This is a genomic window from Arthrobacter sp. 10T425, assembly GCF_056393985.1.
In genome coordinates this window covers 253,666-267,935 of sequence record NZ_JBFTGZ010000004.1, presented here as the reverse complement: position 1 = coordinate 267,935, position 14,270 = coordinate 253,666, and the positions used below count along the sequence as shown (strand labels likewise).

Annotated in this window: 11 protein-coding genes and 1 tRNA gene; 6 read left to right on the top strand and 6 right to left on the bottom strand. The window is 66.9% G+C overall.

Annotated elements, in window-relative coordinates; genetic code table 11:
• Positions 1-2: 2 nt before the first annotated feature.
• Positions 3-1,319, bottom strand: a complete 1,317-nt coding sequence (locus AC1DDH_RS07025) for a M20/M25/M40 family metallo-hydrolase (RefSeq protein WP_476955125.1) — start codon at positions 1,317-1,319, stop codon at positions 3-5.
• Between the two features lie 164 nt (positions 1,320-1,483).
• On the opposite strand from AC1DDH_RS07025, the gene AC1DDH_RS07020 reads away from it, so the two are divergent.
• The 5 genes from AC1DDH_RS07020 (at position 1,484) to AC1DDH_RS07000 (ending at position 5,103) form a co-directional block, all read left to right on the top strand.
• Positions 1,484-1,566: transfer RNA gene (locus tag AC1DDH_RS07020), tRNA-Leu, on the top strand.
• A 668-nt stretch (positions 1,567-2,234) separates the two neighbouring features.
• On the top strand, positions 2,235-2,708 hold the full coding sequence (locus AC1DDH_RS07015) for a hypothetical protein (RefSeq protein WP_476955124.1): 474 nt from the start codon (positions 2,235-2,237) through the stop codon (positions 2,706-2,708).
• Between the two features lie 64 nt (positions 2,709-2,772).
• Complete coding sequence (locus AC1DDH_RS07010) at positions 2,773-3,258, top strand: hypothetical protein (RefSeq protein ID WP_476955123.1); 486 nt, start codon at positions 2,773-2,775, stop codon at positions 3,256-3,258.
• Positions 3,255-4,220 carry a hypothetical protein gene (locus AC1DDH_RS07005; protein ID WP_476855884.1) on the top strand — a complete coding sequence of 322 codons (966 nt, stop codon included), beginning with the start codon at positions 3,255-3,257 and terminating at the stop codon, positions 4,218-4,220. The genes AC1DDH_RS07010 and AC1DDH_RS07005 overlap by 4 nt, the downstream gene beginning before the upstream one ends.
• A gap of 25 nt (positions 4,221-4,245) precedes the next feature.
• The gene (locus tag AC1DDH_RS07000) at positions 4,246-5,103 is read left to right on the top strand and encodes an oxygenase MpaB family protein (RefSeq protein ID WP_476955122.1); all 858 of its coding nucleotides are present in this window, start codon (positions 4,246-4,248) and stop codon (positions 5,101-5,103) included.
• 171 nt (positions 5,104-5,274) lie between these two features.
• Here the strand turns inward: AC1DDH_RS07000 and AC1DDH_RS06995 are convergent, their stop codons facing one another.
• The 3 genes from AC1DDH_RS06995 to AC1DDH_RS06985 all read right to left on the bottom strand — a co-directional run bounded on the left by AC1DDH_RS06995 (position 5,275) and on the right by AC1DDH_RS06985 (position 10,108).
• Positions 5,275-7,254, bottom strand: coding sequence for an APC family permease (locus AC1DDH_RS06995; protein ID WP_476955121.1), 1,980 nt, complete (start codon positions 7,252-7,254; stop codon positions 5,275-5,277).
• 121 nt (positions 7,255-7,375) lie between these two features.
• Positions 7,376-8,560: an AI-2E family transporter gene (locus AC1DDH_RS06990; protein WP_476955120.1), complete on the bottom strand. Its 1,185-nt coding sequence runs from the start codon at positions 8,558-8,560 to the stop codon at positions 7,376-7,378.
• A gap of 30 nt (positions 8,561-8,590) precedes the next feature.
• Positions 8,591-10,108 carry a CYTH and CHAD domain-containing protein gene (locus tag AC1DDH_RS06985; RefSeq protein ID WP_476955119.1) on the bottom strand — a complete coding sequence of 506 codons (1,518 nt, stop codon included), beginning with the start codon at positions 10,106-10,108 and terminating at the stop codon, positions 8,591-8,593.
• Positions 10,109-10,349: 241 nt separating this feature from the next.
• Here AC1DDH_RS06985 and AC1DDH_RS06980 point away from each other — a divergent pair, with 241 nt between their 5' ends.
• Positions 10,350-10,619, top strand: a complete 270-nt coding sequence (locus AC1DDH_RS06980) for a hypothetical protein (RefSeq protein ID WP_230011455.1) — start codon at positions 10,350-10,352, stop codon at positions 10,617-10,619.
• Positions 10,620-10,749: 130 nt separating this feature from the next.
• Here the strand turns inward: AC1DDH_RS06980 and AC1DDH_RS06975 are convergent, their stop codons facing one another.
• Together AC1DDH_RS06975 and malQ are read right to left on the bottom strand one after the other, a co-directional pair.
• A complete protein-coding gene (locus AC1DDH_RS06975) occupies positions 10,750-11,823 on the bottom strand; it encodes an alkaline phosphatase family protein (protein WP_476955118.1) in 1,074 nt (357 codons plus the stop codon).
• A 120-nt stretch (positions 11,824-11,943) separates the two neighbouring features.
• Positions 11,944-14,187, bottom strand: coding sequence for a 4-alpha-glucanotransferase (malQ, locus tag AC1DDH_RS06970; RefSeq protein WP_476955117.1), 2,244 nt, complete (start codon positions 14,185-14,187; stop codon positions 11,944-11,946).
• Positions 14,188-14,270: the final 83 nt, after the last annotated feature.

Below are 14,270 nucleotides of genomic sequence, written 5' to 3'. Positions count from 1 at the left end.
GCTCAGTAGTTGGTGAGCAGGGTGTCCAGCACCCGTGCGCCGAATTTCAGGGAATCCGCCGGGACCCGTTCGTCGACGCCGTGGAACATGCCGGTGAAGTCGAGCTCGTCCGGCAGCATCAACGGGGCGAAGCCATAGCCGGTGATGCCGAGCCGGCTCAGGGACTTGTTGTCGGTCCCGCCGGAGAGCGTGTACGGCAGCACCTTGGCGCCCGGATCCTCGGAATGCAGGGCATCGATCATCGAATCGACGAGGTTGCCGGCGAACGGCACCTCCAGCGAGACGTCGTTGTGCACGTAGCTGATGTCCACTCCGGTGCCGGCGAGTTCGCGCACGATTTCCAGCACCTGCTGTTCCTGCCCGGGCAGGGTCCGGCAGTCGATGAGGGCCTCGGCCGATTCCGGAATGACGTTGTGCTTGTAGCCGCCTTTGAGCAGGGTGGGGTTGGTGGTGTTCTGCAGTGTGGCGCCGACAAAGCGGGCCACCGTGCCGAGTTCCTTGAGGATCTTCTCCGGATCGTCGGGATCGAATTCGACCCCGGTGAGTTCGGTAACGCCGTCGAGGAACTGCCGCGTGGTCGGCGTGAGCTCGATCGGCCAGTTATAGGCACCAATCCGGGATACCGCGCCGGCAAGCCTGGTCACGGCGTTGTCGGTGTTGATCTGGGAGCCGTGGCCCGCGCGGCCGTGGGCCACCAGGCGGAGCCAGGAGAGGCCCTTTTCCGCCGTCTGGAGCAGATAGGTGCGCTGGCCGCCGATGGTGGCGGAGAAGCCGCCGACTTCGGAGATCGCCTCCGTGGCGCCCTTAAAGAGTTCGGGCCGCTTCTCGACGGCGTAGCGGGCGCCGTAGGTGCCGCCGGCTTCCTCGTCGGCGAAGAACGCGAAGATGAGGTCGCGCTTGGGTTTGCGCCCCGTGCGGGCGAAGTTGCGCAGCACGGACAGGATCATGGCGTCCATGTCCTTCATGTCCACGGCGCCGCGTCCCCAGATCAGGCCGTCCTTCAGTTCGGCGCCGAAGGGGTCAACCGACCACTGTTCGCGCAGGGCCGGGACGACGTCCAGGTGGCCGTGGACCACCAGTGCGCTGGCGGAGGGGTCCTCCCCCGCCAGCCGGGTGACCACGCTGGCGCGGCCGGGGGCTGCCTCGAAGATTTCGGCGTCCAGCCCGACTTCGGCCATGAGCCCGGCGGTGTATTCGGCGGCCGCGCGTTCACCGGGGCCGGAGCCGTCGCCGTAGTTGGACGTGTCGATCCGGATCAGCTCCTGGCAGATCCTGACGACCTCATCCTCTGGCCTGGTTTCGGTCCGGGTGTCAGTCATAGCGGCTCCTCGTGGCGGGTGGCTCAATTGCTTGCTTCAGCCTACCCACACCACCCCCGCGGACCCCGATTATTTGTTTCCGGAAAAGTCGTGCTAGAGTCTTTCTCGCTGCTTCCGAGAAAAGCAAAACGCTGAAAGGCGAAACGAACTCGGAATTACCACCTGCGCGGGTGGCGGAATGGCAGACGCGCTAGCTTGAGGTGCTAGTCCTCGAAAGGGGGTGGGGGTTCAAGTCCCCCTCCGCGCACAAGGGAAAACCCCTGGAATCCACGGATTCCAGGGGTTTTTTTCTGCTTCCCCGCCGACGGGCCGCGGCTTCGCCCCCGCTGCCGCTGAATACCAATACCCGCTGCCCCGGCCCGGAGCCCACCGGACGTGCCCGCCAGAGGATGGCCGCGCAGCGTTCTCGCCCCGTGGCCGCCGGCGTAGAGTCTGCGCAAGAGACTTGCAAGCAGATCGAGGGATGACAAATGACAGTTAGAGGCTGGAACCCGCTGGTGCTGTTGCCCGTCGCGTTCATCGTCGTCTTCGTGGTTTGGGCAGCTCGACGGGCCCGAGGCCGGAAGTCCAAGGACTAACGACCCGCTGAGCCGCTGTGCGCTTGCCGGTACAAGGGTGCTGAGCCGCCGCGGCCGGGCCAACCAAAAGACCGCATCCCTGCCGGCCCCCCAAAAGCTCCTGCAGGAATGCGGCCGTCGTGGCGTCAGCCGGAGCGTGGCTCCCCTGACGGGCAACCCTTAGGCTGCGTGCCTCCACTATGGAGGCGTTACCGGAGGCGTGGCCCGGTACCCCCCGATGCAGAAATAGACATGTCCAATTCTGTTTTCAGAGGGTAATGCAAAATTATTGGACATGTCCAATCGGATGATATTGTCTTCTGGATCCACCCTTCGACCGCAGAAAAGGAGCCGCGCGATGAACGACGCGTCAGTCGATTCCAGGCCGGGCGCGGCACTCGCAAGGAAGCTGAACCTTCTCCTGGATTCCTCGGAAGCCGCCGGGAATAAGATCACCTTCAACGACGTCAGCGCCGCCATGAAGACGGCCGGCACCCCGATCTCCCGCGCCCGCTGGCACTACATGCGCACCGGGTCCGGGCCCGAGGTGAAGAAGACCGAGCTCCTGCAGAACCTCGCAAAGTTTTTCGGCGTGAACCGCGACTACCTGCTGCACGACCAGGACGAACTGCCCCGGAAAGTCGAAGCCCAGCTGGACCTCCTGGCCAGCATGCGGGCCAACAAGGTCCGCAATTTCGCTGCCCGGCAACTCGGCGGCCTGTCACCCGAGACGCTCCTTCAGATCCGGGACCTCATCGACGAGCAGCTGGCGGAGACGAACGTCACTTCTTCCGACACGCCGGGTGCCGGAAAGGCCTCTGAACAGGGCTGATACGCTCCTCCTTGGAGTCGGAGGGACTCCGGCCCCCTATCGGACCATCCCAAGGATCAGCGCCATGGACTACAGCGTCGCCCGAGCGCGGGCCCGGACTGCGGAAGAAGGCCTGCGGCTGCAGGAGCCGGTCTCCATGCGTTCCATCCAGAGCCACCTGGAGACCGCGAGCGGGCGTCCAATTGTCATCAAGCCGATCGACAGCACCCCCACCGACAAGGTCTGTGGCCTGTGGTTCGGCCTGGACGGCCTGGACCTCATCCTCCACGCCAAGTCGGCGTCAGAGGTGCACCGCCAGCAGATCGTCCTGCACGAGTTCGCCCACATGATCCTCCGCCACGAGCAGGAAGTCCTCTCGCACGACTACGCCCAGGTCTTCTTCCCGGACCTCGACCCGGAGCGCGTCGTCTCGGCCCTGAAACGCACCGACTTCGCCGACGAGCTCGAGGTAACGGCCGAACTCCTTGCCGACCGGCTTGCCGCCCGCATCCGCCGCTCCTACCAGCAGCCGGACGCGGAGCCGGGCAACTTCGGGGCGGTCTTCGGATGATGCAGTTCCTCATGGCCGCGGCACTGTTCCTGTTGGCCGGGGCCCGCATTCCCGCCCTGCTTCGCAGCCGGAGCGACCTGGTGTTCTCCTGTGCCGTGTACGGAGGCGTGGGCTCTTTGCTCATGTCCCCGATTGTCTACGTCCCCGTCGATACGGCCCTGGGCGGCATGAACCTGGTCAAACTGGTCCTGAACTCCCTGATGATTATCTCTCTCTGGTATCTGCGCCTCGCCGCATACGCCGCCATCGCCCCGGAAGCCGGCGGCCGCCGGACCTGGTGGACACGGACACTGCCTTTGACGCTCACGCTGAGCCTGCAGACCGCGTTCTTCCTCCTCACAGGACCCACCGTCACGACCACCGCCTGGGGCATCTACGAGGACCGTTTCCCGGCTCTCCTGTTCTCACTGATGCTCACCCTCTTCATCTGTTCGATGAGCGCGGAAATTGCCGTGATCTGCTTCCGCTACGTCCCGCGGATGAGCCGCCCGTTCCGCGTCGGTTTCTCCATGCTGGGCGCCGGCTGCATCATGGGCTTCCTGGTGATGGCCGAGATGTGTCTGTCCCTGTTGGCCCGGCACCTGACATTCCTGGCCGTACTGGTCAGGCCTGGCTTCCCGTACCATCAGCTGGAACTGGTTGCGACCGTCCTGGCCGGCGCCGGGCTCACGATCCCGGCGGTTGCCGGCAGGGCTGCCCGCAAAAACCTGCACCGCCGGAACACCGAAACCCTCGCACGCGTCGAGGCCATCTGGTCCAAGGCGCTGAAGAGCACGTCGCTTGACCGGACCCTTGAGGCCGACCCCCAGGCACCGGTACAGGACAGGCTGCACCGGATGGTTGTCGAAATCCGGGACGCTGAACTTGCTGCGGGCACTTCGGCGACCTTCCTGACCGCGGAGGAGCGCAGCTACCTGCTCTCCGTTGAAGCAAAGCTCCATAACTCCCCCGCCCCGGCATAGCCTGCGACAGCTACAGAAAGCCGCCATGCAACTCCTCACGCACCCGACCCGCCGAACACGCCCGAGCGGTACGGACATGTACGGGATCTACCGGAACATGGTCCTCTTCGATTTCAAGACTGAAATCCATTCGGGCTTCTTCGTCGCCTATTACCGCAACTTCGCCATCCCCTCCACAGCGAGGACCCTGGCGGCGACCGGAGAGATGAAATCCCGGCCGATGAAGCGCTCCTACGACACCGGCATCGTACTCCACGAGATCATCGCCAACGGGTTCGAGCACGAACGCAGCCAGGCCATGATCAAACTGCTCCGCCGGGTCCACAACGGGGTGCCCGGCACCCCGGACGACTTCGTCTACGTCCTCATGACCTTGCTTGTCCTGCCGCTGCGCTGGACCGAACGTCACGGCTGGCGCCGGCTGACGGAGTTGGAGAAGCGGGCCGCCACGGATTTCTACGCCGAACTGGGCCGGCAGATGGGGCTCGAGGGTATCCCGGCCACCTTCGCGGAGGCGGAACGGTTCCTGGACGAATACGAGGACCGGAACATGGGCCCGAGCCCCGAGGGCTCGATGCTGTTCAATGCGACCGTCGCGGCCTTCGCCAGCCGTATCCCCGCCCTGCTTCGCCGGTTCACCCCGACCATCCTGGCGCTGATGATGGACAAACCCCAGGTCGCTCTTGCCCTGGGCCTGAAACCTGCCCCGGCAGTGCTGCGCGTACCGTTCAACGCGGTGTTGCGGTTCCGCTCCCTCAAGGCCAGGTTGCGTCCCTTGCCGACCGAGCCCATATTTGTGCCGGGAAGGATGAACGTCGTGGCATACCCGGACGGATACACCCTGGACCAGATCGGCCCTTGGGGGAAATCAGCCAACGTCTGAGGCCCGGGCTGCTTACCGCCGTCGACCCTGGGGTCGACCCGACGCACACGTGACGGGCCTGCGTGCTGACCGAAGACGACGCGGACTCCGACTACGCGCGAACAGCCCCGCCGGAATCTGGACTGCTCAAATCCCGGCGGGGCTGTTCGTTGTGGTCAGAGTGCGCTCTGCCTAGCCCACGTGGATGGCGGGCCGGAGTGCCTGGTCGGGTTCGGTCTCGCGGAGGATTTCGCGCACCAGCGGCGCGGTGTCGCCCTCGCCCAGGAACAGGTACCGCATGAGGTGGCCGACGGGGTTGCCCTCGGACCACTCGAAGTAGCACTGGGGCTTCGTGCCGGTCGAGTCGCGCATGGCCAGCAGGACGGCCGCGATCGCGTTCGGCACGGCCGGGGACTCCACCCGCAGGACCCGGTAGCCGTCCACTTCGACGCCTTCGACCCGGAGCGTGTGGCTGAACGCCGAAGGATCGGAGATTTCCACTTCCAGGAAGATGACATCCGCCGGGCCCGGGACGGGGTTCAGCCCGCGCTGTTCGTACTCTTTGTCCGCGTACTCAGCCTTGTCACCGGCTTGGCGCTTGTTGGCGATGACGTTCAGTTGCCCGTCGAAGGCAATCGAATCGGTGATGAACTGCCGGGCTGCCTCGTCGAACTCGATGGTTTCCAGCCGCAGTTCGGTGGTGCGCTGGACCCGGGAGATGAGCGAGACGACGATGATGCCGGCGATGAAGAACGCCGAGATCGCGATGCCGTCGGGCTTTTCGATGACATTGGCGCCCAGCGCGTACAGCAGGACCAGGGTCAGCGCACCGAAGCCGATGGTTCCGGCGCGGCTGTGCCGGCGGATCGCGGAGACGGTCACGGCGACGGCTCCGGATACCATCATGGCCAGGATGCCGGTGGCGTAGGCACCTGCCTGGGCGTTGACGTCGGCGTTGAAGGCGATGGTGATGCCGACGCTCAGCACGGTGTAGACGATGACGACCGGGCGGACGGCCCGGCCCCATTCCGGCGCCATGCCGTAGGCCGGCAGGTACCGGGGCACGATGTTGATGAGTCCGGCCATGGCGGAGGCTCCGGCGAACCAAAGGATCAGGGCGCTGGAAATGTCGTAAACGGTGCCGAACCCGGCGCCGAACAGGTCGTGGGCGAGGAACGCCAGGGCGCGGCCGTTGGCCTGTCCGCCCTCCTCGAACTCCTTGGCCGGGATCATGACCGTGGTGAGGAAGCTGGTGGACATCAGGTAGACGCTCATGATGGCCGCCGCCGTGGTGAGCAGCTTGCGGGTGTTCCTGACCCGGGACGCCATGACCTGCTCGGGGCTGTCGCCGGTGGCCTTGATCAGCGGCATCATCGAGACGCCTGTCTCGAACCCGGACAGGCCCAGGACCAGCAGGGGGAAGGCGATGACGGCGGGCCCGATCAGGTCCATGGGGCCGCCGCCGGCGCTGGCGAGCAGCCGGTCGGTCCAGCCGGCGATCAGGGACGGTTCGGAGAGAACATGGGCGAATCCTGCGGCGACCACCGCGGCGTTCAGGAGCAGGTAGACGGCCACAAGCGGAATGGCGACGCCGACGGCCTCGTTGAAGCCGAGCAGGAACACCCCACCCAGGATCAGCAGCAGGATCACCGTGATGATCACGGCACTGCCTTTCAATCCCGCAGGCACGATCGGGTTTTCGAGCAGGTGCACCGTCGCGTCGGCTCCGGAGAGGGTGATGGTGATGATCCACGAGGTCGCAACGAACCCGAGCAGCAGCAGGACGAAGAACTTGCCGCGCCAGAACGGGAGCAGCTTCTCCAGCATGGCAACCGAGCCCTGCCCGTGCGGGCTCTCCTGCGCGACCCGGCGGTACATGGGGAGCATGCCCAGCAGGGTCAGGGCCACAATGAGCAGGGTGGCCAGCGGCGACAGGGCACCGGCGGCCAGGGCGGCGATACCGGGAAGGTATGACAGGGTGGAGAAATAGTCGACGCCGGTCAGGCACATGACTTTCCACCAGGCGTTGGGCTTGTGATCTTCCTCGGCTTCGGGGCCGGCGGGTGCGACCTGGTTGGCCAGTAGCCAGCGGACCAGGGGCTTGTGGTCCGGGCGGTCGGCCTGCCTCAGGTCAACTTGCGCCGGGACGGCGTGGTCAGAAGTGGTCTGCATCGGATCTTTCTGTTGGTGGCCGGGCGTGTGCCGGGCAGGAGCAAGTCCTGGGAACCGGTCAATTGTAGTGCCGGGTCCCCGTTGCCGCGGTCAGCTTCAGGCAGCGTCCGGAACGGCGGGCCTACCGCGGCTCTGGTCCGGGCAGCTCTGGCCCGGCCAGCTCAGGTCCGGCCAGCTCTGGCCCGGCCAGCTCTGGTCCGGCCAGCTCAGGTCCGGCCAGCTCCGGCCCGGGCGGCTCAAGTCCGGGCAGCGGGTCCTTGCCGGTCCATGTCGTCACGACCGTCCACGTGACGGCGGTGATGGGCACGGCCAGCAGCGCGCCGACAATGCCGGCCAGTATGGTGCCCGCCGCCAGGACGAGCAGTATCGCCAGGCCGTGAATGCTGAGGACCCTGCCCATCAGGACCGGCTGCAGGAAGTGGTGTTCGAGCTGGTTCACGCCGATGACCACGGCCACAACAATGAGCGCCTGGACCAGCCCGTTGGAGACCAGCGCGACGACAATGGCGAGGGTTCCTGCGACGGTAGCGCCGACGATCGGGATGAATCCGCCGATGAAGATGAACACTCCCAGCGGCAGGGCCAGCGGCACTCCCATGATGGCGAGGGTGATCCCGACGACGAGACCGTCAACCGCGGCCACCATGGCCGTGCCGCGGACATACCCGCCCAGGACGACGGTACTGCGATCCGCCGCCAGCCGTGCCCTGGCGCGGTGGTCGGCCGGCAGCATGCCAATGAGAAAGGCCCGGATTTCGGGACCGTCCTTGAGGAAGAAGAACAGGGTGACGGCCATCAGCACCGCGCCGGTGAAGATTTCCACCGCGGTGCGGGCACCGGTGAGGGCTTCTGCACTGAACGTGCTCGAGGTGAAGAACTCCCGCACCGAGTCCATGACGGCGGTGATCTGTTGGTCGCTGACAGGGACAGGTCCGTGGTTCAGGAATGAGTGCAGTTGCTCGACCCCCGCAGCGGCCCGGGCCGTGAGCTCGCCCCACTGGTTGGAGACCAGAATGACGATGCCGGCGATGACGCTGCCGAAAACGGCGAGAATGGCCACGAACGAGGCAACCACCGCGAGGGCCCGCGGCCAGGCGTGCCCGGTGAGCCAGCGGACCAGCGGGGAGATCGCTGCGGCCAGGATAACGGCGATGAGGACGGGGATGATGACGAGCGGGATGCGGCTGGCGGCCCAGATGATTGCCCACGCGAGGGCGGACACGGCGAGGACCTGCACGGAGCGGATGCTGGCGCGGCCCAGTCCGTCCGACCAGATGGCCGGCATTGCGTTGCGGGGTTCGATCATAGGGGTTCTCCCGGCGTTCGGACGCGGTGGCTAGGCCCAGCGCAGGGGCTTCGGCCTGGACTGTTGCCACGCATCGTAGAACCGCAAGCGGGCTTCGTTGCCGCGCTGCTGCTCGAGGGCGTGCAGGCGCCCGAAGGTAAATCCGCTGCCGGGGGCATCCGCGGCCTGCCCCGCCAGCACCAGTAGGGATTCCCGGGTGACGACGCTGTCCTGGAAGTCTCCGAGGATCTCCTGGATGCCCTCCGCGGCCCGGGCAACGTTCGTTGCTTGAGTGCCGAAAATGGGGGTAGCCGCCTCTGCGGCATAGCGCAGCCGCTTGGCAGCCTTCCGAACTTCATGCAATGCGGCATCCTGCGGTGTCCCGCCTGTGCCGCCGTCAAGGGACCGGACCGCCGCCTTGAGGCGTTTTCGTTCCGCGGAGACGAGCCGGCCAACCGTCCCCGGCGCATCATTGCCTGCCCCGCCGCTCAGCGGAGGTACCGCAAGGAAGGCATCGAGGGCATCGAGGAGGCGGAAGTAGCGGGCGCTGTCCAGCGCCGCCAGTCCGGCGGCAAGGCCCTGTTGCTGGACAGTGCCGAGGTGCTCCTGGATCTGCTGCGCGACTGGCCCGATCAACAGCTCCGGAGGTTCGGCACTGATCATTTGCGTCAGCCGGGCACGGATGACCTCGGCGTCCCTGGCCTGGCCCACGTTGCCGGCGAGCCACTGGAGCTCGCCCCTAAGGAACCTGGCCGACGTCGTATCTGTGAGCGTTCGAAAGGTTGCCAGTGCCGACCGCAACCGGCGGGCGGCCACCCGGAATTGATGCACGGCATCGGGCGCATTGACCCGGACGCGAGGATCATTCAGCTTCACGGCGCGTATCTGTTGGGATACGTACGAGAGCATGACGTCCGAGGCCGGCCCGCTCGGGCTCGGTTTCGGAACCGTGCCCGGATTCTCCGGATAGTCCGGTCCGAGCGCCCGGGCGAGCTTGGACGGGTGGGTGGCGATGGTGACTCCCTCTGCGGCGCACAGAGCGTCGGCGTCCTGCAGCAGCCGACGGGGGCCGCCGGCGAGTTCCAGTTCCCATTCCCGCCACCGCGACGGTCCCGCGCGGGTTAGCAGGGATTGGGCCTCGACACGGTCGTCACTGAAGTTGGCAAGGATTGCGCCGTCGGCGGCGTACAACGGCGTGACCCTCCGGCTGGTCCGGATGTGTGCAACCGGCATCAGCGCGTGGCAGCGGGTGTGGACGAGCACCAGCTGCCGCAAATTTTCCGGCACGGCATCCTGATCGCCGCCAAGCGGCTCCCCTATCGCCCGGCGCTCCCCCACGGCGACCGGCAGTTTGAGATGCCATCCTGCATCCGGACCGCCTGACCGCCGGCACAGCGTGATCCGTTGCCTGGCCAATGCCAGTGCTTTGGTATCAAAGTAGACGGCGTCCAGCATTTCGTTGACGGGCTGCCCGGCGCGATCTACCCCTGGGATTGATGCCAGTGGCGGGAGGGCGTCGGATTCCGAAGGGCTGTACTTGCGTTCCACCTCGATCGCGTCGGCGGCCATGCTTCATTTTAGGAACTCCCGCACGCGCCGGGCGTGTGCCCAAAGGCCCCTATCGGAGGAGAATGTCACGGGAACCGGGCGCTGGGGACGGGCGGCCGTCCAGTTCAGGGCCGCGGCCCTCCGTAAGGCACACAGACGCGGCGGTATGAGGCTGGAAAAATGACTTGCCCGGGCATGCGGCGGCGAGTAACTTTCGGAGCAGTGGGCCGGCGGACCGCTGGCCCCCTGCGAGAGGACCGCCATGCCAACCATAATCGGCCACCACGATGTCAAGGACAAGGATCATTGGCTTGCCTCGCCGAAGCGCGAAGAGGTGTTCGGCCCACTGGGGATCACCAACATTCGTACGTTCGTCAACCCCGAGAATCCGACGCAAGTCGCAGTGATGATGGATGTCCCCGACGTGGATGCCCTCATGGCCGCGATGCAAAATGACGTAATGGGCGAGGCGATGGCCTACGACGGCGTACTGCCCGAGACCCTGGTCTTCCTCGTCGAGGCCAAGCCCTAGCTTCACCCGGGCGGACACCGCCGGCGGTGCAGGCGGATGTGGCGAAGCTCCGGTCAAATAGCGGTTGACCGGAGCTTCGGGTCCATTATGGGCAGTGGTTCCTGTGTATTGGCCGGGAATAGGCTGACCGCTAGTGGTTCAGCAATTCACCCATGAGCGGCGCATTGCGGACATCATCGGTCAGGGGGCTCAGCCCCCACACGTCCTCGATGGTGTGCAGCAAGGAATAGTGCGAGTAGGCGGCATTGGATGTGAAGTGCTTCCGCGCTGCCGGGCCGGCAAAAACCGTAGCCACCCGGTTGTCGTCTTTGCTGCCTTCATCCCACGTGATCACCAGCAGGGAGTTCTGCGTCGTGAAGGCCGGGGATCCCAGGATCCTCGGCACTTCGCGGGCGAGCCAGTCGTCTCCGGTGCCGATGGAGCAGTCGTGGGTGTCGTTGCACATGTCCGGGCTGATGAAAGAGTAGTCCGGCAGGGTCGACGGCGACTGCAGGTCCTGCCCCAGCCGGTCATACGGAACAACATGGTCCGAGCAGGAGGCCACGTCGTCCGTCACGGCAGGGTAATACATGAACGGATTATGCTTCACCGCATACCGGCGGGAGTCATGCGCGGCGCAGGGCGCGGGCATGCCCTCGGCGTACATTTTCCAGGTCCGTCCGGATTGGGTGATCTCATCGGCGATCGAGCGCACATCGGCGGTGCACGAGTCCGGCTTGCAGTCGCTGGTGATCCCCGCGCTGGTTCCGCTCGTGAGGGCGAGATAGTTGGGCAGGCTCGGGTGGGTGATGGCCCGGTAGTTGGCGGCCACGGAGAATTCCGCTGCAAGCTTGTTGAAGTAGCCCGCTTCGCTGGCGCCCATGATCTGCGAGGCCGCCTTGTTCTCCTGGACGATGACCACAATGTGCGCGATTCCGCCGCTGGCCTGCCCGCCCGGAGCGGGGTGCGGGGCCGGCTGCGCGAAATACGGGGATGGTGGTGGGGTCGCGGCGGGCGTGTCCTGGCCGGGGGACGTGGGCGGCGATTCGGTCCCCGCCGGCCCGGCAGGCAGGGACCCGGCAGGCAGGGACCCGGCCGGTGGGGACTCGGCAGATGGGGACTGCGAAGGCGGGCCGGCCTGGAGGGGCTGCACCGACGTGCACCCCGCCAGCAGCATCGCCAGCGCCCATCCGCCGGCCAGGGAGAGTCGGCCGATCCGCGTCATCGGTCCATGCTAGCGGCCGGTATTGGTGCGGCCAATGCTGTCTGCATTCCCGGCCTCAGGCCAGGCTCAGGTCAAGAAGGTGCCCGCGCCCGGTCCACGGCCCGGCTCCCCCGTGTCCGGTCACCCTCCGGGATGCAGCGCGCCGCGGACGGTGCCCAGCAGGGACAGGAACCGCTCGTTGTCCGGCAGGTCGTCTATCAGCACCACACCCTCGGGAGCGGCCAGCGGAATGCGCCAGTTCGGGTATTCGGTGCTGGTGCCCGGCTGGTTCTGGGTCCGGGTCTCCCCCACGGCGTCGACCAGTGCCACCCCCAGCAGCGCTGACGGGGCCAGCGCCGTGTAGGCGTACAGCGCCTCCACCGTGGTCCGGACGTCCGTGCCGTTTTCCGCCAGCAGGCCGCGTGCCCGGACCCGGGCCAGCACGGCCTCCTGCTCGGCCGCGGCCTCGGCGCGTTCTTCCGCCACTGGCCGCCGCAACAGCCCGAGCGATTCGCGCAAGGTGACGTGTTCACCGGCGAGGTAGCCCGCCGTCGGGGGCAGATCGTGGGTGTTGACGCTGGTCAGGCACTGCTCGCGGTAGTGTTCCGGCGGAATCGGGCCATCGGCGTCGTGTTCGAACCAGAGGATCGACGTGCCGAATATCCCCCGCTCGGCCAGGTAGCCGCGGACCCACGGCTCGAACACCCCGAGGTCTTCGCCAATCACGATCGCCCCGGCCCGTTGCGCCTCGAGGGCAAGGATACCGATGAGCGCCTCGTGGTCGTAGTGCACATACGTGCCGCTCTCCGGCCCCCCGCCCTCGGGGATCCACCACAACCGGAACAGGCCGAGGATATGGTCCACCCGGATGCCGCCGGCGTGCCGCAGCACGGTACGGAGCATGTCCCGGTAGGCGGCATAGCCGGATTCGGCGAGCCGGCCCGGATGCCATGGCGGCTGCGACCAGTTCTGGCCCAGCTGGTTGAACATGTCCGGAGGCGCACCAACGCTCACGCCCCGGGCAAGAACGCCGGAGAGGGTCCAGGCGTCGGCACCGCCGGGTTTTACCCCGACAGCCAGGTCATGGACGACGCCGATCCCCATCCCCGCCTGGCGTGCCGAACGCTGGGCCGCCTCGAGCTGCTGGTCGCAGAGCCACTGCAGCCAGCAGTGGAATTCGATCCGGGCTGCCAGCCTCGGCCGCTGCTCGACACAGTAGGGCGACGCCGGGGATGCCGCCGCTCCGGCCCATTCCGGCGCCGACGGCGGCAGCTCTTCGGCGAGCGCAGACCACAGCGCAAAGTCCTCGAGCCCCTGCCCCTGCTCTGCGCAGAAGTCGGCGAACTGCCGGGTGCGGGCCGGCCCGCGGCGGACCGCAAACACGCGTTCCAGGGCCGCGAGCTTTGCCGCGTAGCTGGCGTTGCGGTCCAGGAGGTCCCTGGAACGGTTGGCCGCCTGCAGGCCTTCGGCCAGGCGTGCCACCTCGGCCCGGCCGGCTGCGTCCAGGTAACCGTATTCCGGGATTTCCTCCACCCGCAGGTAGAGCGGGTTGAAAAAGCGCCGCGTGGTGGGCAGGTACGGGGAGTCCTCGACCGGCGGCACTGGTTCGGCGGCATGCAGCGGATTGACCAGCACAAAGCCGGCCCCCTGCTCTCCGGCAACCTCGGCGAGGTCCCCGAGATCGGCGAAATCGCCAATCCCCCAGGACCGGGAGGACCGCACGGAGTACAGCTGGGCCGTCAGTCCCCAGGTGCGGCGTTCCTTGAGCAGGGCCGAGGCACGGAGCCGGTCTGGCGTAACAACCAGCGGACACTGCGCCGCCGTGCCCGCGGCGTCGGCTCTCAAGGTGTGCCAGCCGAGACCGAGGCCGCCGGGTATGGCGAACGTGGCACGTCCCGTGAGAACGCCGTCGACGTCGACCGGCTGGTCCCAGTTCTCCCGCTGGGCGGCCTCATAGCTGCTTCCGTCCTCGGCGTCGATCCAGACGCGGACCTCGCTTCCGTGCGGGACGTGGACCTCGACGTGGGACTCCTGTCCCTCCCTCACTACAAGGACCGGGGGCAGGATGCGCCGCCAGGGTGCCAGCCGGGACTCGGCCAGGGAGCGTTGCTGTTCCTGGGGCCCGTTGGCGGGGACTCCGAGGGCCGCCAGCACGTCCTGCAGGGTCCCGGCGGCCACGGAACGCTGCACTCCGTCCCAGCCCCAGTAGCTGGTGTCGACGCCATAGGCTGCGGCGAGTTCGCGCAGGAGCGCGTCGGCCGTATCAGCGTCCCCGGTCTGCCCGGGACTCCCGGGGGCCGCGGCGTTGCCGGCGTCTGCAGGATGATCGGGGTTTGGACGGTCCTCGGGGTTTGCGGGGGTCTCGGGGTGCGTCTGGTCCACCATGCGCCCACTCTAGACGCTGCCCCCACCGCCCGCGCTCTTTCCGTGGATGTGGGAATCATCTACCAGTTCGTTGAGTCCTTGGC